General features: G+C 58.1%; 14 protein-coding genes and 3 pseudogenes. 10 read left to right on the top strand and 7 right to left on the bottom strand.

The window, feature by feature from the left end:
- Window positions 1-22 precede the first annotated feature (22 nt).
- The 3 genes and pseudogenes from tnpC to CW267_RS14910 form a co-directional block, all read right to left on the bottom strand.
- Window positions 23-1609: pseudogene (gene tnpC, locus CW267_RS14920) on the bottom strand (IS66 family transposase).
- Window positions 1610-1639: 30 nt separating this feature from the next.
- Window positions 1640-1990 carry an IS66 family insertion sequence element accessory protein TnpB gene (gene tnpB / locus CW267_RS14915; protein ID WP_100781641.1) on the bottom strand — a complete coding sequence of 117 codons (351 nt, stop codon included), beginning with the start codon at window positions 1988-1990 and terminating at the stop codon, window positions 1640-1642.
- A complete protein-coding gene (locus CW267_RS14910; RefSeq protein ID WP_100781642.1) occupies window positions 1987-2427 on the bottom strand; it encodes a transposase in 441 nt (146 codons plus the stop codon). Before CW267_RS14910 ends, tnpB begins: the two co-directional genes overlap by 4 nt.
- A gap of 111 nt (window positions 2428-2538) precedes the next feature.
- Here CW267_RS14910 and CW267_RS14905 point away from each other — a divergent pair.
- Window positions 2539-2658: pseudogene (locus CW267_RS14905) on the top strand (IS200/IS605 family transposase); the annotation flags it as partial.
- A 107-nt stretch (window positions 2659-2765) separates the two neighbouring features.
- Here the strand turns inward: CW267_RS14905 and CW267_RS14895 are convergent.
- The 4 genes and pseudogenes from CW267_RS14895 to CW267_RS14880 form a co-directional block, all read right to left on the bottom strand.
- Window positions 2766-2888, bottom strand: a pseudogene (locus CW267_RS14895) (KilA-N domain-containing protein); the annotation flags it as partial.
- Window positions 2889-3086: 198 nt separating this feature from the next.
- On the bottom strand, window positions 3087-4313 hold the full coding sequence (locus CW267_RS14890; RefSeq protein WP_100781643.1) for a pyridoxal phosphate-dependent aminotransferase: 1227 nt from the start codon (window positions 4311-4313) through the stop codon (window positions 3087-3089).
- A gap of 64 nt (window positions 4314-4377) precedes the next feature.
- Window positions 4378-5301, bottom strand: coding sequence for a dihydrodipicolinate synthase family protein (locus tag CW267_RS14885; RefSeq protein ID WP_100781644.1), 924 nt, complete (start codon window positions 5299-5301; stop codon window positions 4378-4380).
- Window positions 5302-5426: 125 nt separating this feature from the next.
- Window positions 5427-6203 carry a LamB/YcsF family protein gene (locus tag CW267_RS14880; RefSeq protein WP_100781645.1) on the bottom strand — a complete coding sequence of 259 codons (777 nt, stop codon included), beginning with the start codon at window positions 6201-6203 and terminating at the stop codon, window positions 5427-5429.
- Between the two features lie 125 nt (window positions 6204-6328).
- On the opposite strand from CW267_RS14880, the gene CW267_RS14875 reads away from it, so the two are divergent.
- From CW267_RS14875 to CW267_RS14835, 9 genes are all read left to right on the top strand, one after another.
- Window positions 6329-7378, top strand: coding sequence for an ABC transporter substrate-binding protein (locus tag CW267_RS14875; protein WP_100781646.1), 1050 nt, complete (start codon window positions 6329-6331; stop codon window positions 7376-7378).
- A gap of 97 nt (window positions 7379-7475) precedes the next feature.
- A complete protein-coding gene (locus tag CW267_RS14870; RefSeq protein ID WP_100781647.1) occupies window positions 7476-9185 on the top strand; it encodes an ABC transporter permease in 1710 nt (569 codons plus the stop codon).
- Window positions 9166-10167 carry an ABC transporter ATP-binding protein gene (locus CW267_RS14865; protein ID WP_100781648.1) on the top strand — a complete coding sequence of 334 codons (1002 nt, stop codon included), beginning with the start codon at window positions 9166-9168 and terminating at the stop codon, window positions 10165-10167. The genes CW267_RS14870 and CW267_RS14865 overlap by 20 nt, the downstream gene beginning before the upstream one ends.
- Window positions 10164-10880 carry a 5-oxoprolinase subunit PxpB gene (gene pxpB / locus CW267_RS14860; RefSeq protein ID WP_100781649.1) on the top strand — a complete coding sequence of 239 codons (717 nt, stop codon included), beginning with the start codon at window positions 10164-10166 and terminating at the stop codon, window positions 10878-10880. Before CW267_RS14865 ends, pxpB begins: the two co-directional genes overlap by 4 nt.
- The gene (locus CW267_RS14855) at window positions 10880-11839 is read left to right on the top strand and encodes a biotin-dependent carboxyltransferase family protein (RefSeq protein WP_100781650.1); all 960 of its coding nucleotides are present in this window, start codon (window positions 10880-10882) and stop codon (window positions 11837-11839) included. The genes pxpB and CW267_RS14855 overlap by 1 nt, the downstream gene beginning before the upstream one ends.
- The gene (locus tag CW267_RS14850) at window positions 11836-12513 is read left to right on the top strand and encodes a GntR family transcriptional regulator (protein ID WP_100781651.1); all 678 of its coding nucleotides are present in this window, start codon (window positions 11836-11838) and stop codon (window positions 12511-12513) included. The genes CW267_RS14855 and CW267_RS14850 overlap by 4 nt, the downstream gene beginning before the upstream one ends.
- Window positions 12514-12529: 16 nt before the next feature.
- Window positions 12530-13468, top strand: a complete 939-nt coding sequence (locus tag CW267_RS14845) for a dihydrodipicolinate synthase family protein (protein WP_100781652.1) — start codon at window positions 12530-12532, stop codon at window positions 13466-13468.
- Complete coding sequence (locus tag CW267_RS14840) at window positions 13468-14253, top strand: SDR family oxidoreductase (RefSeq protein WP_100781653.1); 786 nt, start codon at window positions 13468-13470, stop codon at window positions 14251-14253. Before CW267_RS14845 ends, CW267_RS14840 begins: the two co-directional genes overlap by 1 nt.
- A gap of 14 nt (window positions 14254-14267) precedes the next feature.
- Window positions 14268-15713: an N-acyl-D-amino-acid deacylase family protein gene (locus tag CW267_RS14835; protein WP_206053242.1), complete on the top strand. Its 1446-nt coding sequence runs from the start codon at window positions 14268-14270 to the stop codon at window positions 15711-15713.
- Window positions 15714-15786 lie beyond the last annotated feature (73 nt).

Here is a 15786-nt window from a genome sequence, read left to right as displayed (position 1 = left end):
TAAGTGAGCGCCGTATTGACGGCTATTTATTGGTGAGATCTACATTCCATGGCAGGAGTTCGGCAACTTTGTTCGACGGCCATTCAGGTAGCACGCTCAGGATATGGCGAAGATAAGCTTCCGGATCGATGCCATTTAGTCTGCATGTACCGATCAGACCGTACAGCAATGCACCACGCTCGCCACCGTGATCGCTACCGAAGAAGATGTAGTTCTTTTTACCCAGGCATACCACCCGTAAGGCCCGCTCCGCTGCATTGTTATCTGCTTCTGCAAGACCGTCATCGCAGTAGTAGCACAGAGCATCCCACTGGTTCAGAAGATAACCGAACGCTTCACCCAGCCGGGATTTTTTCGACAACGTTGCGCTTTTCTCCACCAACCAGTCATGCAGGGATATCAGCAACGGCTTACTTCGGGAGTGCCTGGCTGCCAGCCGCTCAGTTGCCGGGAAGCCGCGTATTTCCTCTTCCACCGCGTACAGTTCACCGATACGTTTCAGGGCTTCCTCTGCCGTCGCTGTCTGAGTGGTTATATAGACGTCGTGGATTTTTCGACGCGCATGGGCCCAGCATGCCGCTTCGGTTAACGGGCATCCGTCACGCTCTGCACTGAACAACCGGTCATAGCCTGCGAAGGCATCGGCCTGCAGTACACCATGATAGTGCCGAAGATGGTATTGAGGATGCTTTCCCTGCCGATCCGGCGAGAAGGCGAACCACGTTGCTGGCGGGTCTGACGATCCCTTGCTCCTGTCATCGCGTACATACGTCCAGATGCGCCCGGTTTTCGTCTTCTTTCTGCCCGGTGCCAGCACTGGCACCGGGGTGTCATCCGTATGCAGTTTGCGGCAGTTCATCACGTATCGGTGGAGGGCCTCATCCAGCGGGGCCATTAACCGGCAACACGCATCCACCCAGTTGGAGAGCAGCGCCCGGCTCAGATCCACGCCCTGACGGGCAAAGATTTCGCACTGGCGATATAGCGGCAGGTGTTCACAGTATTTGGCTGTTAACACGCGGGCCAGCAGGCCCGGCGATACCCCGATCGATGGGGCGTGATGGTGCAGGTGCTTCAACGATACAGTCGCATCTGGCGCAGGCCTTTTTCACCCTGACCGTGCGGATCACTTTCAGGGCGCTGGAGACCACTTCCAGTTGCTCCGCGCTGACTTCGCTGAGGTATTTCATATCGCTGCCGCAGTCCGGGCAGCTGGTTTCTGCTGGCTCCAGACGATGATTCTCGCGGGGAAGGTGTTCTGGTAACGGGCGACGATGGGGGACTGGCGCAACTGACGAGGGACCAGTGGATCGTCCTCCCGTCCGTTGTAGCGATCGCTTTGCTGCTCCTGCTGTTTCAGCAGGGCTTCGGCTTCTTCAACCTGCCGGCGAAGTTTTTCTGAGCGGGTACCGAACAGCATTCGCCGCAGTTTTTCTATCTGTGCCCGCAGATGCTCTATTTCACGCTCTTCGTTCTCTATTTTCTCTTCTGCGCGGGCCAGCGCCGAACGCAGGAACGACTCAGTCTCTGCAACGAGACTGAGCTGGCTGTCTTTCTGGCGAAGCGCGTCTTCCAGCGCAGCGATACGGGCGAGATAGTCCTGACTCATGACCCCACTTATAATGCGGTCATGTTCTTTTTACAACATTGTCAGAGAGTTAAGGCGAACTTTTTTGGGCTGACGCCAGTCCAGCTTATCGAGGAGCATGGCGAGTTGTGAGCGGGTGATGGCGATTTTACCATCGCGTACAGCAGGCCAGATGAACTGGCCTTCTTCCAGCCGTTTGGTGAACAGGCACAGACCGTCAGCATCAGCCCAGAGTATTTTCACGGTATCGCCACGGCGTCCCCGGAAGATGAACAGGTGGCCGGAGAAGGGAGCCTCATCCAGAACGTGTTGTATCTGTTCGCCCAGCCCGTTGAAGGATTTACGCATATCCGTGGCACCGGCGACCAGCCAGATGCGGGTGCCTGACGGGAGGGATATCATTGTGTCCTCCCGGTCAGTTCGCGGATCAGCACGGCCAGCAACCCTGGCGACGGGTTTTCCAGCGTCATTTTGCCGTGGCGGAACTCAACATGACAGGAAGTCGCGCTGGAGTGAGCGGAGGAGAACGTACACAGAGTGTCATTCTCTGCAATGGGCTGCGGGTCGTTGATTACGTCGACGGACAACAGAGTCGGGGAAACCGGAAGAGATTGTGGTACCACCGGCCCCACGATAGTTGCAGGCATTCGACGAGAGATTCGCCCCTCTCTCTGCCAGAGGCGTAGCCACTTAAAAATGAGATTATTATCAACGCCATGTTCCCGCGCCAGTTGCGCGACGTTGGCATCCGGTCGTGAAGCCAGTTCGACCACCCGAAGTTTGAAGTCATTGGAATAGACAGTACGCGATTCAGTTCGCCAGTTGGCAGCATTTTCCATAAACAGAGCTCCTTCTAAATTAGACGGAGCTCTAAGCTAGCGATCCCGGGACCAGAAGCACAGGCGGCGGTGGCTTGACGCTTACACTGTCTGGTGTTTCAGGTGGCTACTTCAGTGGGGAAGAACACCGCGAAGATACAGGAATACATAAAGCACCAGCTTGAAGAGGATAAAATGGGCGAGCAGTTATCGTTCCCTTATCCGAGAAGCCCGTTTACGGGCCGTAAGTAAGGAAGTCTGATGCAAATGTCAGATCGCATGCGCCTGTTAGGGCGCGGCTGGTAACAGAGCCTTATAGGCGCATCAGAAAAACCTCCGGCTATGCCGGAGGATATTTATTCCAACTCGGCGAGCAAAGATTTGGCGGATTGAGTACGCAACCACTGTGCGGGTGCTTTGTTAGCGCCAAGTCCACTCGCCTTATGAAGCGCGTTCAGGTTAAAACGCCCGGCGGCCTGCAGTGGGCTTTTCCACCATTAGTGGTAAAGTGATTGTGAGAGATTCAGCAAGGCATTCAATGGTGCGCTTAACATCTGATGGCCTACTCCTAAAGAAGGCGCAATGCTCTTCTTTTTACTAGTGAGCGGCCATGAGTAAAGTACGTATCAGCCAATAATGTTCGCTACACCTTCATCCCCTGCGGCATACTCTCCAACGTTTTAATAATACATCAACGTTGCGCGAAGTTCCCCGCAGGCGTTTGCTATATTCCGGCAGGCTAATTCCAGTAGGGTATCATCCAGTGCATAGGCCAGACGCAGATAACCCGGCGTACCAAATGCTGTCCCCGGGAGCGTGGCGACATGGGCTTCGGTTAACAGGTAATCGGCAACCGCAACGTCATCGTTGAGCCTAACGCCTGCGGGGGTTGATTTACCGATAAGGCCGGAACAATTGACGAAGACATAAAACGCGGCCTGCGGCGTCGTGGCGCTTAGCCCGTCAACCTGGTCTATCAGCGCCATCACCCGATCGCGGCGTTTACCGAGGATAGCCAGCCACTGCGGCAGGAAGTCGGCGGGCTGGGTCAGCGCTGCGACGCCCGCCGCCTGCGCGAGCGAACAAGGGTTAGAGGTGCTTTGCGACTGAAGAATGGTCATCGCGGAAATTAACCACGTGGGCCCGGCCCCATAGCCCAGACGCCAGCCGGTCATGGAAAAGCCTTTCGAAAGCCCATTAACCGTCAGGATACGTTCGCGCAGCGCCGGCGCAACCTGAGCCAGCGTGCAGAAAGGTGCACCGTCGTAACGCAGCGCCTCATAGATATCGTCCGCCAGAATCAGTACCTGCGGCGCGGCCAACAAGACTTCCGCGAGGGCCTGCAGCTCCTCGCAGCTGTACAGCGCCCCCGTTGGGTTGGAGGGCGAGTTGAGGATCAGCCAGCGGGTACGGGGAGTGATGGTTGCGGCCAGAGAGTGCGGCGTGAGTTTCCAGCCATCTTGTTCCCTTGTCGGAACGATAACCGGTTCTCCCTCCGCCAGCGCCACCATATCGGGGTAAGATACCCAGTAAGGGGCAGGAATAATGGCCTCCAAACCGCTGCTGAGCGTGGCCTGCAGCGCATTGAAAATAAGCTGTTTAGCGCCGGTACCGGCAATGATCTGCTGGGGAGTAAAGTTCAGGTCATTGTCGCGAGCGAATTTATTGATAATGGCCGCCTTCAGCGCGAGGCTTCCGCCGACCGCGGTGTACTTTGTCTCACCGGTATTGATGGCATCTATCCCTGCCTGGCCGATAGCTGCAGGCGTTGCAAAGTCCAGCTCGCCCAGGCCGAGGCTGATAATGTCGATTCCCTGCTGTTGCAGAATGCGGACCCGGTCGGCGATGGCGGCGGTTGGCGACGGACGAACTCGCCGCATTCGCGGCGCGAGAAATTGTGCTGACATAGCGATCTCTTTGGTTAGATACCGCCACAAGGGCAGCGGCGTATTAATCTGTTTCAGGGTGAACTCAGGCCGGCAGAGTGACGCCGCTTCGCGCGTCGGCGGCGAGTCGCTGAAGCTCCGCCTGCGTTTCGGCAATCACCTCCGGAGTGACATCGATCAGCGGTGAACGCACGTGTCCGCCGTTGAAGCCGCGCATATTCATTGCGGCTTTTACCAGCTGCGGCTGGCCGTGGCGACGCGCCAGCACGCGGAAGCCGTACCACAGGCGGTGCAACTCTCTGGCAGCGACGGCATCGCCTCGCTCCAGCGCCCGGAAGCAGGCCAACACCAGCTCCGGCAGCGCACCGCTGTTGGTGGTGCTGATGCCATCGAAGCCGCACATCATCGGCCCTAAAAACGCCAGATCGGAGGCGCAGAACAGACGCAGGCGGCCGGATAAGCGATTGGCGATTTGGTCAATGACGGTCGGATTAAGATCGCCCTGCTTAATACCCACGACCTGCGGGATATCCGCCAGTTGCTCCAGCAGGGCCGGGGGCAAGGTTATGCCGATACCCGGCGCGTTGTAGACCAGAATACCGGTCTTCGACAACGGCGCCATCTGCTGAAAGAAGCTAACGATTTGCGCATCGGTCACTTCCGATACAAAAGGCGGCGTGACCATCGGCAGGCCGCCCAGGTCGCCTGCCAGAGCGGTCAGTTCGCGGACCACCCGGGCGTCGGACCCGGCGCTGCACAGCATAACCGGAACGCGATCCCCCACGACCTGCATGACGTGGCGGAAAATAGCGACGCGCTCCTCAACGCTCAACGCCGGGAACTCGCCATAGGTCCCGCCAATCAGGATACCGTCATAGCCCAGGGCTACGACTCGCTCAATATTGGCAGCCAGCCCCGCGAAATCAATATCCCCTTGTGCAGTGAAAGGGGTTACGGTGATATTGAAAATACCCCGCAGTCTTTCGTGACATTCAACCTTGTCTTTCATCTTTCTCTCCTTTACGGGTCGTGCCAAAACGGCATGACTTGGGTTTGGTGGTTCGGCGTTTGCATACCGGTGGTGCAATTACGCACGATTAGTGCGCATCATTTGTTCATTTATGTCGCAACGGACTACAGATGACTCAGTTGGCTAAGTGGGCGAATGTCGACGCCCGCGGCAGTCAGACGTTCGCGTAGCGTGCGGGCTATGGCCACACCCTGCGGGTTATCACCGTGGACGCAAATGGTATGAACAGGCATCGGGATTTTGGCCCCGCTGATGGTGCGAATCGCCTGCTCTTCAATCATTTGCAGCGCACGGCTGGCGGCACGTTCGGGGTCGTGGATGATGGCGTTAGGGAGATGCCGCGGCAGGGTCAGCCCATTTTCACCGTAGCTGCGATCGGCGAACACTTCGCAGGCAATGTGAAGTCCGGCCTTGCGCGCCGCTCGTTCTGTCGCATTGTGCGGCGTGGTAACCAGCATCAGCCGGCGATCGACGGCAAGAATGGCGCTGACAATGGCCTCCGATAATGCATCGTCGGTGAAGGCCTGAGTTGCCATCGCGCCATGCAATTTAACGTGGTTCATCACATGGCCGCAGGCCCGCGCCACCGCCTGCATCGCGCCTAACTGATACACCACCATTTTGCCGACATCCGCCGGGCTATCGCCGGTAATGGTTCGCCGGCCAAAGCCCCACAGATCAAGAAAACCCGGGTGAGCGCCGACATCCAGCCCGCGCTCTTTGGCGTGGGTCACGGTGCGGTGCATCACCAAAGCGTCACCTGCATGAAAACCGCAGGCCACGTTAGCAGAGGTCACCAGTTCCAACATCGCTTCATCATCACCGACGGTGAATTGACCAAAACTTTCACCCAGATCGGAATTCAGGTCCACTTCTTGCATGATCACTCCTCGAAACACTTGGTATACCAAATGCATGCAATGAGAATGCCAAAGGATAAAAACCAGAATTACACCGCTGGCGAATACGCCGATGAGCGAATGTTTAACCAAGAGAGAGCGAGCAGATGAAACCATCGATAAAAGCAGGCTGTCTGACATTGGGCCTGTTGACCATGAGCTACAGCTTGTCCGCCAGTGCGGATGAGCTTTACTTTGCCAGTTGGGGAGGCGCTTACCAGGATGCTATCCGCGAAGCCTGGCTTAAGCCCTTTAATAAAGAAACCGGTATTGATGTCGTCGAGGATACCGACCCGCAGGTCAGCAAACTGAAAGCGATGCAGGATACCAACACCGTGTCATGGGATGTGGTGACGGAAAACAGTTCGCGCCTAGCCCGCGGCATTAAGCTGGGCGTATTTGAAAAAATCACCCCTGAAATGGTCAATCAACAACACATCATCCCCGGCGCGCGCAACGATTACGGCGTCCCGTCAGAAATTTTCTCCACCCTGATTGGCTTCTCAAGTAAAGCCTTCCCGGAGGGCAAGCCGCAGCCGAAAACCTTCGCTGATTTTTGGGACGTGAAAACCTTCCCTGGTAAACGCACCTTACAGGATGAGCCTACAACGGTTATCGAAGCGGCGCTGATTGCTGACGGCGTCAAGCCTGAAGAGGTGTATAAAACGCTGAGCACGCCGGAAGGGGTCGATCGGGCAATGAATCAGATTAAGAAAATCAAACCTTACGTGGCGAAATGGTGGAAGAGCGGCGCGGAGCCGGTGCAGGCGCTCTCCAGCGGTGAGGTGGTGATGGCGCTGGGCTGGAACGGTCGCTTCCAGTCGGGCATTGACGCGGGCGTACCAATCACAATGTCCTGGGACGATTCCGTCGCTCAGGTCGGTTACTTCGCGCTGGTTAAAGGCGCGCATAACCGCGACGCGGCGCTGAAGCTGCTTAACTACATTATTTCGCCGCAGCATCAGGCGGAATTCAGCAAGTATATCGCCTATGGTCCGACCACCGGCGAGGCCATGCAATATATCGATAAGGCACGCCAGCAGCGTTTGCCGTCGACCCCGGAACGGCTGCAGCACACCCTGTTTATGGACGCCGGATGGTGGGATAAAAACGGCCCGGCCATCATTGAGCGCTACAACCAGGTGCGTGCGCAGTAACGACGGCCTGTCGTTCATACGAAGCATACGATGATTCAGAAAGTGACTGGGCGGACGGGGCGCCGCTGGCGGCATCCCGTCCAAAACGGAGTGTGTTATGGTGGCAACGATATTGACTGAAAATCTTAACCCATCCCGGCGGATCCGATGGCCCGGGCTGGCCCTCGTGGCGACGCTACCGTTGCTGCTTTTTTTACTGCTGTTTTTTGTCTGGCCGATTGCAGGACTGCTTAAGCAAGGGTTCCTGGTGCAGGGCCGCTTTAGCCTCGAAAACTATCTCCATCTGTGGGATACCCCCATTTATCGCATCGTGCTGGAAAACACCTTCGTCATTGCGACGGCAGTCACCGTTGGCTGTATTGTGATGAGCTATCCGCTGGCCTGGCTTATGGCCTCGGTGCGCCCGGCGATGGCGAAGCTGCTATTTTTCGCCGTTCTGCTGCCGTTCTGGTCCAGCGCGTTAGTCCGGACCTCGGCGTGGATCGCGCTGCTGCAACAAAACGGCCCCCTCAATAATCTCCTGATGACTCTGCAGATAACCTCACAGCCGGTGGCCTTTCTTTATAACTTTACCGGCGTACTGATTGGCATGGTTCACGTCCTGATGCCTTTCGTGGTGCTGCCGCTGTATGCATCATTTCGTTCGCTGGATAGTACGCTATTGCAGGCTGCGCAGAGTTTAGGCGCGGATTCGCTCAGCGTCTTTACCCGCATCATCCTGCCGCTGACCCGCCCGGGCGTTGTCGCCGGGGCGGTTATCGTATTTATGAACGCGGTAGGCTACTACATCACGCCATCGCTTATGGGCGGACCGGCACAACGCATGGTGGCGGAGCTCATTTCGCACAACATTACCGATGAGCTGAACTGGGGGATTGCCGCCGCGCTGGCCTGCGTACTGCTGATAACCACCCTGGTCGCGCTATGGCTATTTAATCGCCTGTTCGGACTGGACAAACTGATGGATGGCTCCAGCGGTAAGGGCAGCCAGTCGGTGGTGGTCGCTCATCGCAGCGGCGGCGGGCGGATTAGCGCGGGTGCCGGCGTACTGGTAGCGCTGTTTCTTATTCTGCCGATTGTTATCGTTATCCCGATGAGTTTCGGCACCGCAAGTTTCCCCACCTTTCCGCCTGCCGAATACGGCGTGCGCTGGTACGTCAACTTTTTCACCGATCGTAAATGGATGCTGGCCCTCGGCGAGAGTATGCGGATCGGTTTGATCGTTACGGTTGTGTCGATGGTGCTGGGAGCTACCGCCGCGATGGGTATTCATAAACTGCGCTCACCGCGCAAAAGCTGGCTGGAGACGCTATTTATCGTTCCTATGTCGGTGCCCGCCATCATTACCGCCGTCGCGCTTTATTATCTGTGCGGCCCTTTAGATTTGATTAACAACTCGGTGGCGCTGATCCTCGGCCATACCGTTCTGGCTACGCCTTATACCTTCATTACGCTACGCGCGGCGCTGAAAGGATTCGATCCCAGCCTTGAACTGGCGGCCTACAGCCTCGGGGCTAAGCCCTGGCAGATGTTCCGCCGGGTGATGTTCCCCATTTTGCTCCCCGGCATGGTCGGCGGCGCGGTGTTTGCCTTTGTCACCTCCTTTGACGATGTGGTGATGTCGCTGTTCCTGACCACTATCCGCAATCGAACCCTGCCGAAGCTGATGTATGAAGGGCTGGCGTTCGATTTCGACCCAACGGTGATTTCAGCCTCCTGCGTACTGATCGCGGCGACGGCGGGGATCCTGATTTTCCAGAGCCTGGTAAAACGTAACGGAGGCAAACATGCGTCAAATGCAGGGTAAAGATGTCACTCTCAACGCCATTCGCAAAACCTACGGTGCTACGGTGGCGCTGCCGCGTATCGATCTGCAGGTGGCTCGCGGCGAGTTTTGTACGCTGCTGGGCGCCTCCGGTTCAGGAAAAACGACGCTGCTCAAAGTGATTGCAGGATTTGAGCGTCCCGACGGCGGCAGCGTGCAGATTGCCGGTAAAGACGTGACCCGCGAGCCGATTTCCGATCGCAACATCGGTATGGTATTTCAGAACTATGCGCTCTTTCCTCATATGTCGGTATTTGAGAACGTCGCGTTTCCATTACGCATGCGCCGCCTGGCGAAGGTCGATATTGAGCGGCGGGTCGGCGAGGCTCTGGCGCTGGTCAGCCTTGAGGAGTATCGCAAACGCCTGCCGGGGGAGCTTTCCGGCGGCCAGCAGCAGCGCGCCGCCCTAGCTCGCGCGCTGGTATTCAACCCGGATATTCTGCTGATGGACGAACCGCTCGGGGCGCTGGATAAAAATCTGCGTCAGTCGATTCAGATACAAATAAAGCAGCTGCATCAGGAGCTGGGGCTGACGGTGGTGTTTGTCACCCACGATCAGGAAGAAGCGATGAATCTGTCCGATCGGATCATCATTATGGATAAAGGAGAGATCGTCGGCGATGGTTCCCCGCAGGCCCTTTATCGCCAGCCAGACAGCCGCTTTGTCGCCGGTTTTCTGGGGGAATGTAATTTTATCCCCGACGATTGCATCGGCTCGTTAGGCGTGCGGCCTGAACATATGCTGGTTGGGCGCGCATGCGAAGGGGCTGCCCGTTGTTATCAGGGCAATATCGTGATGTCGACCTTCTGCGGCCTGCACTGGAAATTATTGATTGAGCATCAGGGACAGATGCTGGTGGCCTACGCGCCGGTCGATCTCCCGGAGCTGGAACGTATGGCGGGTCAGAGCGTCAGCTTTGGCTTTCAGCCTGAGCAGGCAATGACCTTCAGGGAGACGGTGTGAACGGCTATCCACGTTTTTTAGCGGTTGGCGAACGGGCGCTGTTAGTCGAATTCGGCGACTGCATTAACGACCAGCTCAACGCCCGGGTGCTGGCGCTGGCGACGAAGCTCAGCGGGCTCAATGGGGTGAGCGAAATTATCCCAACCTATCGCTCCCTGACCGTCATGTTTGACCCGCTAACGGTCGCTTTCGCTGAGCTTTGCGAGCAGGTTACGCTGTCTGTCGATTCGCTCTCATCGACCTGGACTCTGCGCCGCTACTGGCGAGTGCCGGTGTGTTATGGCGGCGAGTATGGCGAAGATCTTGCCGCGCTGGCGCTGGCGCATGGGCTGAGCACGGAGCAGGTTATCGAGTTACACAGCTCCGCACGTTACCGGGTTTATATGGTGGGATTTATGCCGGGGTTCGCCTATCTCGGCGGGCTTCCCGAATCGCTACATACGCCGCGTCGCGCATCGCCGCGAGCGATGACGCCGGCCTCCAGCATTAATATTGGCGGCCAGCAGACGGCAATCAGTTCGGTGGCGGGCCCCAGCGGCTGGCATCTGATCGGCCGGACGCCGTGGCGCTCATTTGACCCGAAGCGGCGCAGGCCATTTTTGTTTCAGGCGGGGGATGAAATCGGCTTTTCGCCCATCACCCCGGCGGAGTTTGCCCGGTTGAGCGACGAGTGTCGCGCCGCGGATTGGTATCCTGAACCGGAGGGGGCGTAATGCGCTGGCTGGACGTCATCTCTCCTGGTCTGTTGACTACCGTGCAGGATGCGGGGCGCTGCGGATACGCGCATTTGGGCGTACCGGCATCGGGGCCGATGGACATGATTGCTTTTCGATTAGCGAATGCCATCGTCGGAAACGGCCCGGAATGCGCGGCGCTGGAATTAACCGCGCTTGGCGGGCGTTATCGGGTGATGGGCGGCGAGTGCATCCTGTGCCTCGGCGGCGCGGTTGAGGCTCAGGTGGATGGTCGGGTGCTGGAACCCTGGGTCGGCCACCGGCTGGCGGAAGGCAGCGAACTGGTTATCGGGCGCGTGCAGCGTGGGCTACGCGCCTATCTGGCGCTGGCCGGCGGTGTCGATGTCTTACCTGTTTTGGGCAGTCGCGCTACGCTAACGCGCGCGGCGCTCGGCGGCTGGCAGGGGCGGGCGTTGGCAAAAGGCGACCGTTTGCCGCTGAAAGAAAAAACCGATGCAGGACGTCGCCATTGTTCGCACCCACAGCTGGCGGCGCTGTACCGCCGCGGCCCGCTGTCCGTTGTGATGGGGCCGCAGCAGGAGGCCTTCACCGCCGCCTCGCTGCTGACGTTTTTACATGGCCGCTATCGGGTTAGCGCCCATGCGGACCGGATGGGATACCGCATGTCTGGCCCGGCGCTGGCGCATTTGCACGGGGCCGACATGGTTTCCGATGCGGTTGTGCCAGGGAGCATTCAGGTTCCCGGTAATGGTCAACCGATTATTGCGCTGCACGATCGTCAGACCACTGGAGGGTACCCAAAAATCGCCACCTTAATTGGGGCAGATCTGCCGCGCGTTGGGCAGTTGCGGCCAGGACAGAGCGTGGCGTTTCGGGCGGTGACAGCTCAAGAGGGCGTTGCGCACTGGCGGCGTTTGCAAGAGGGCCTCGCCGACTGTTTACAGCATATTCAATCAACGGAAGTGAGCTGGCTATGAGTGAAACACAGACTGATGTAGACAATATTTTCCTCAATCCGGGCAGCGAGGATCTGACAGAAGCGACCTATCGGCAGCTACTGGAAATGATCCAGCAGGGACGGATCCCCACCAATATGCCGTTGCAGGAGCGGGCACTGGCGGCCGCGCTGGGGGTCTCGCGTACGCCGCTACGTGAAGCCTTCAGCCGCCTGGTCGGCGGCGGCTTCGCGACCCGGGTCGGTCGCGGGCAGCTCATCGTGAAAGAGCCCACGCTCCGCGAATATCTGGAGATCCTGCAACTGCGGATTCTGCTTGAGGGGGAAGCGGCGTTCGCCGCCGCGACCCGTATACCAACGGCGCAGGCGCAATCGGTGATTAGCGCGCTGACCGCCCACCGCCAGGCGCGGGACTTTTCCGCCTCTGAGAATCATCGTATCGATAACCTAGTTCACCAGACCATTGCCACCCACTGCGGTAACGGCATGCTTGAGAGCATGATTTTTGATTTACGTATTAAAGCGCGCACTTTTGACCAGAACGGCACCGTCGCACGCTTCGAGCCCGGCTGCCTGGAGCATATCGCACTAATGGAACGCATTCACGCCGGTGATGCGCCGGGGGCCAGAGAGGCAATGGTCTTTCATCTGACACAGGCGCGGGCCGGTATCGTAGCCCGATTTACGGCAATCTGAGTAGGGAAGAAGATTAATGAACAAACTGAACGAACAAGCAAACGGGGTTTACATTATTTCCGCCACGCCGTTTACCGACAGCGGCGAGCTGGATTTAGCCAGTGCTGACAGCCTGACCGACTTCTATCTCGAAAAAGGCGTCAGTGGGATCACCATCCTCGGCATGATGGGCGAGGCGCATAAGCTTACTGAAGAGGAAGCGCTGAGTTTTATGCAGCGGGTGCTGTCGCGGGTGAACGGACAAGTGCCGGTGGTAGTCGGCGTCAGTCATGCTTCCCACCGCCATGTGGAGCGTCTGGCGAAAACGGCGATGGATAAAGGGGCTGCAGGGGTCATGCTGGCACCGGGCCCGAATCTGACAACCGATCCGCAGGTGGAAAACTATTTTCTTAGCGTCGCGCAGCTGCTGGGCAATGAAGTGCCCATTTGTCTACAGGACTTCCCGCAATCGACCAAAGTTCACACCTCCGTTCCCGTAATGCTGCGGCTGATTGAGATGCTGCCGCAAATTGTGATGCTGAAGCATGAGGACCTGCCGGGCATGCGCAAACTCAGCCAGCTTCGCAACCAGAGCGAGACGCTGGGGCTACGCCGTATCAGCGTGTTGGTGGGTAACGGCGGGCTCTTTTTGCCGCAGGAGCTGGCGCGCGGGGCCGACGGGGCGATGACTGGCTTTGCCTGGCCTGAAATGTTAGTGCAGGTGTGCCAGGCCTATTCCGATGGCGACCCTGGTCGCGGCGAGGATATTTTCGATTGCTATCTGCCACTGCTGCGCCATGAGTTTCAGTACGGTATTGGGCTGGGGCTACGCAAGGAGGCTCTGCATCGGCGCGGGGCGATAAAAAGCGCGGCTGTTCGCCAGCCGGGGCCGATTCTCGACCGTACCGATCTCCAGGAACTGAGCGGGCTGATGGCTCGCCTGGAAAGCAAACTTGCCGACAAGGGGCTGAACTGATGGATTTTATGATTAGCGGAAAAACAGCGCTGGTTTGCGGTGCGGGCAGCGGTTTAGGGCGCGCTATGGCTCTGGCGCTGGCCGCTGAAGGGGTCAAGGTAGCGGTCACCGGGCGCAATGAAGAAAAACTGACGGAGACGGCGGCGCTGATTACTCGGACCGGCGGGGAAGCCCAGGCCTGGCAGCTAGACCTGACGGATCCGCAGACCTTTGACAAGGTCCTTGGCGAGATACGCCAGCGCTTCGGCGCAATCACCATTCTGATAAATAACTCGGGCGGCCCCTCCCCTTCCACTGCTTCTGGCGTTGACGCGACGGTCTGGCAACAGCAATTCAATGCGATGGTCAGTTCACTCATTCAGTTAACCGATAAGGTGCTTCCAGATATGTACGCGGAGGGCTGGGGGCGCATTATTACCAGCACCTCTTCCGGCGTGGTCGCGCCGATTGCCCGGCTGGGAGTATCTAATACCCTGCGCATGGCGCTGGTAGGCTGGTCTAAAACGCTGGCCGCGGAAGTTGCCGCCAGCGGAATTACGGCGAACGTGCTGGTACCGGGGCGCATTGCCACCGAACGCGTTGGTCAGCTTGACGCCGCGCGTGCCGCGCGTGAAGGCGTGAACGTCGAGACGGTACGCAGCAACAGCCAGCGGACGATCCCGGTCGGACGCTACGGTCGCCCGGATGAGTATGGCGCGGCGGCGGCGTTCCTGGCCAGCCAGCAGGCGTCGTTCATCACCGGCAGCGTATTGCGGGTTGATGGCGGCATGATCCCCTCTCTTTAATGTGGAAAATGTCGATGAATGAGGCTATACGCAGTACGACGCTGGTGATTCGCGATGTGTTGCTGTTTGATGGCGGCGGCGAGCCGCCGGTCCCCTCGGATGTGGCGATTTCTGGCGAATATATTACGACCATCGGAGCTCCGGGTTCACTGGTCGGGGAGCATATCGTTGAGGCAAACGGTCTGGCGCTAGCGCCGGGGTTTATTGATGTTCATACCCATGACGACCGGGCGTTGTTAATCCCGGGAATGATGACCGCGAAACTCTCCCAGGGCGTGACGACGGTGATTACCGGCAACTGCGGCCTGAGCCTGGCTCCGGCGCAGATGACGAACGTTCCCGCGCCGCTGGATCTGATAGCGACTCCCGAGTGGCTACGCTTCCCCCACTTTGCCGACTATCTGGCCGAGCTGGCCAGTAGCGGTATTGCCGTCAACGCAGCCTGCATGGTGGGACATACCACGCTGCGCGCCAGCGTGATGGGCGATTCGCTGGATCGTAGCGCCAGTGAAGATGAGTGTTCCCGAATGCGTGAACTGCTTGAAGAGTCTCTTGCCGCCGGTGCGTTTGGCTTCTCGACCGGCACCTTCTATCCACCCGCTCGGGCAGCCACTCTCGATGAGATTGTCGCTGTGGCTGAACCGCTGGCGCGCTACGGGGCGTTCTACGCGACCCATATGCGTAACGAAGCTGAAGCGGTACTGGACTCGCTTGAAGAAACCTATGAGATTGGCCGTCGGTTGAGAGTGAGGGTGTTGATTTCTCACCATAAATTAGCCGGAGTGAAAAACCACGGTCGCTCGCGGGAAACGCTGGCCAGTATTCAGGCTGCCCGCGATCGCCAACCGGTATCGCTGGATTGTTACCCCTATAACGCCTCATCCACGACCTTAAATCCGGCCTTTATCACTAGAGCGGCAAGGGTGCTGGTGAGCTGGTCTACTCCGTATCCGCAGCATGCTGGAAGGCTGCTGGCTGAGATTGCGGCTGAATGGGGTATTAGCGATGAAGCGGCAGCGCAGCGGCTGATGCCCGCCGGGGCTATCTATTTCATGATGGATGAGGACGATGTCCAGCGTATTCTGGCTTTCCCGCCAACGATGATCGGCTCTGACGGCATGCCACACGATGAGCATCCGCACCCGCGCTTATGGAGTACCTTCCCCCGCGTGCTGGGTCATTACAGCCGCGAACTAGGGCTGTTCCCGCTGCACACGGCGGTCAATAAAATGAGTGGACTTCCCGCTGCTGAGTTGGGTATTGACCGGCGCGGGCGGATTGCAGCTGGATATTATGCCGATCTGGTGCTGTTTAACCCTCAGACGGTAAAGGACAGCGCAACTTTTGCGCAGCCGCGAACCCGGGCTGAAGGGATTGAGAAGGTGTGGGTCAATGGCCACCTCGCCTGGGATGATGGTGAAATTCGTCATCAGACGGCGGGGCAGGTCATTCACCGGTGAACAGTAGATTGTTGTCCTGAAGGGAATGAGAGGTTCGAAAAATCGCTCATCAAAACTCATGTGCGATTCCCTT

Source organism: Klebsiella sp. X1-16S-Nf21 (genome assembly GCF_002837615.1).
Lineage (GTDB): Bacteria > Pseudomonadota > Gammaproteobacteria > Enterobacterales > Enterobacteriaceae > Klebsiella > Klebsiella variicola.
The sequence above is the reverse complement of the archived record's forward strand: the minus strand, read 5'-3'. Positions and strand labels throughout refer to the sequence as shown.

Coding starts and splice junctions, on each gene's coding strand:
- tnpB (WP_100781641.1), bottom strand. CDS start 1,990: ATGATATCCCTCCCGTCAGGCACCCGCATCTGGCTGGTCGCCGGTGCC.
- CW267_RS14910 (WP_100781642.1), bottom strand. CDS start 2,427: ATGGAAAATGCTGCCAACTGGCGAACTGAATCGCGTACTGTCTATTCC.
- CW267_RS14890 (WP_100781643.1), bottom strand. CDS start 4,313: ATGTCAGCACAATTTCTCGCGCCGCGAATGCGGCGAGTTCGTCCGTCG.
- CW267_RS14885 (WP_100781644.1), bottom strand. CDS start 5,301: ATGAAAGACAAGGTTGAATGTCACGAAAGACTGCGGGGTATTTTCAAT.
- CW267_RS14880 (WP_100781645.1), bottom strand. CDS start 6,203: ATGCAAGAAGTGGACCTGAATTCCGATCTGGGTGAAAGTTTTGGTCAA.
- CW267_RS14875 (WP_100781646.1), top strand. CDS start 6,329: ATGAAACCATCGATAAAAGCAGGCTGTCTGACATTGGGCCTGTTGACC.
- CW267_RS14870 (WP_100781647.1), top strand. CDS start 7,476: ATGGTGGCAACGATATTGACTGAAAATCTTAACCCATCCCGGCGGATC.
- CW267_RS14865 (WP_100781648.1), top strand. CDS start 9,166: ATGCGTCAAATGCAGGGTAAAGATGTCACTCTCAACGCCATTCGCAAA.
- CW267_RS14855 (WP_100781650.1), top strand. CDS start 10,880: ATGCGCTGGCTGGACGTCATCTCTCCTGGTCTGTTGACTACCGTGCAG.
- CW267_RS14850 (WP_100781651.1), top strand. CDS start 11,836: ATGAGTGAAACACAGACTGATGTAGACAATATTTTCCTCAATCCGGGC.
- CW267_RS14845 (WP_100781652.1), top strand. CDS start 12,530: ATGAACAAACTGAACGAACAAGCAAACGGGGTTTACATTATTTCCGCC.
- CW267_RS14840 (WP_100781653.1), top strand. CDS start 13,468: ATGGATTTTATGATTAGCGGAAAAACAGCGCTGGTTTGCGGTGCGGGC.
- CW267_RS14835 (WP_206053242.1), top strand. CDS start 14,268: ATGAATGAGGCTATACGCAGTACGACGCTGGTGATTCGCGATGTGTTG.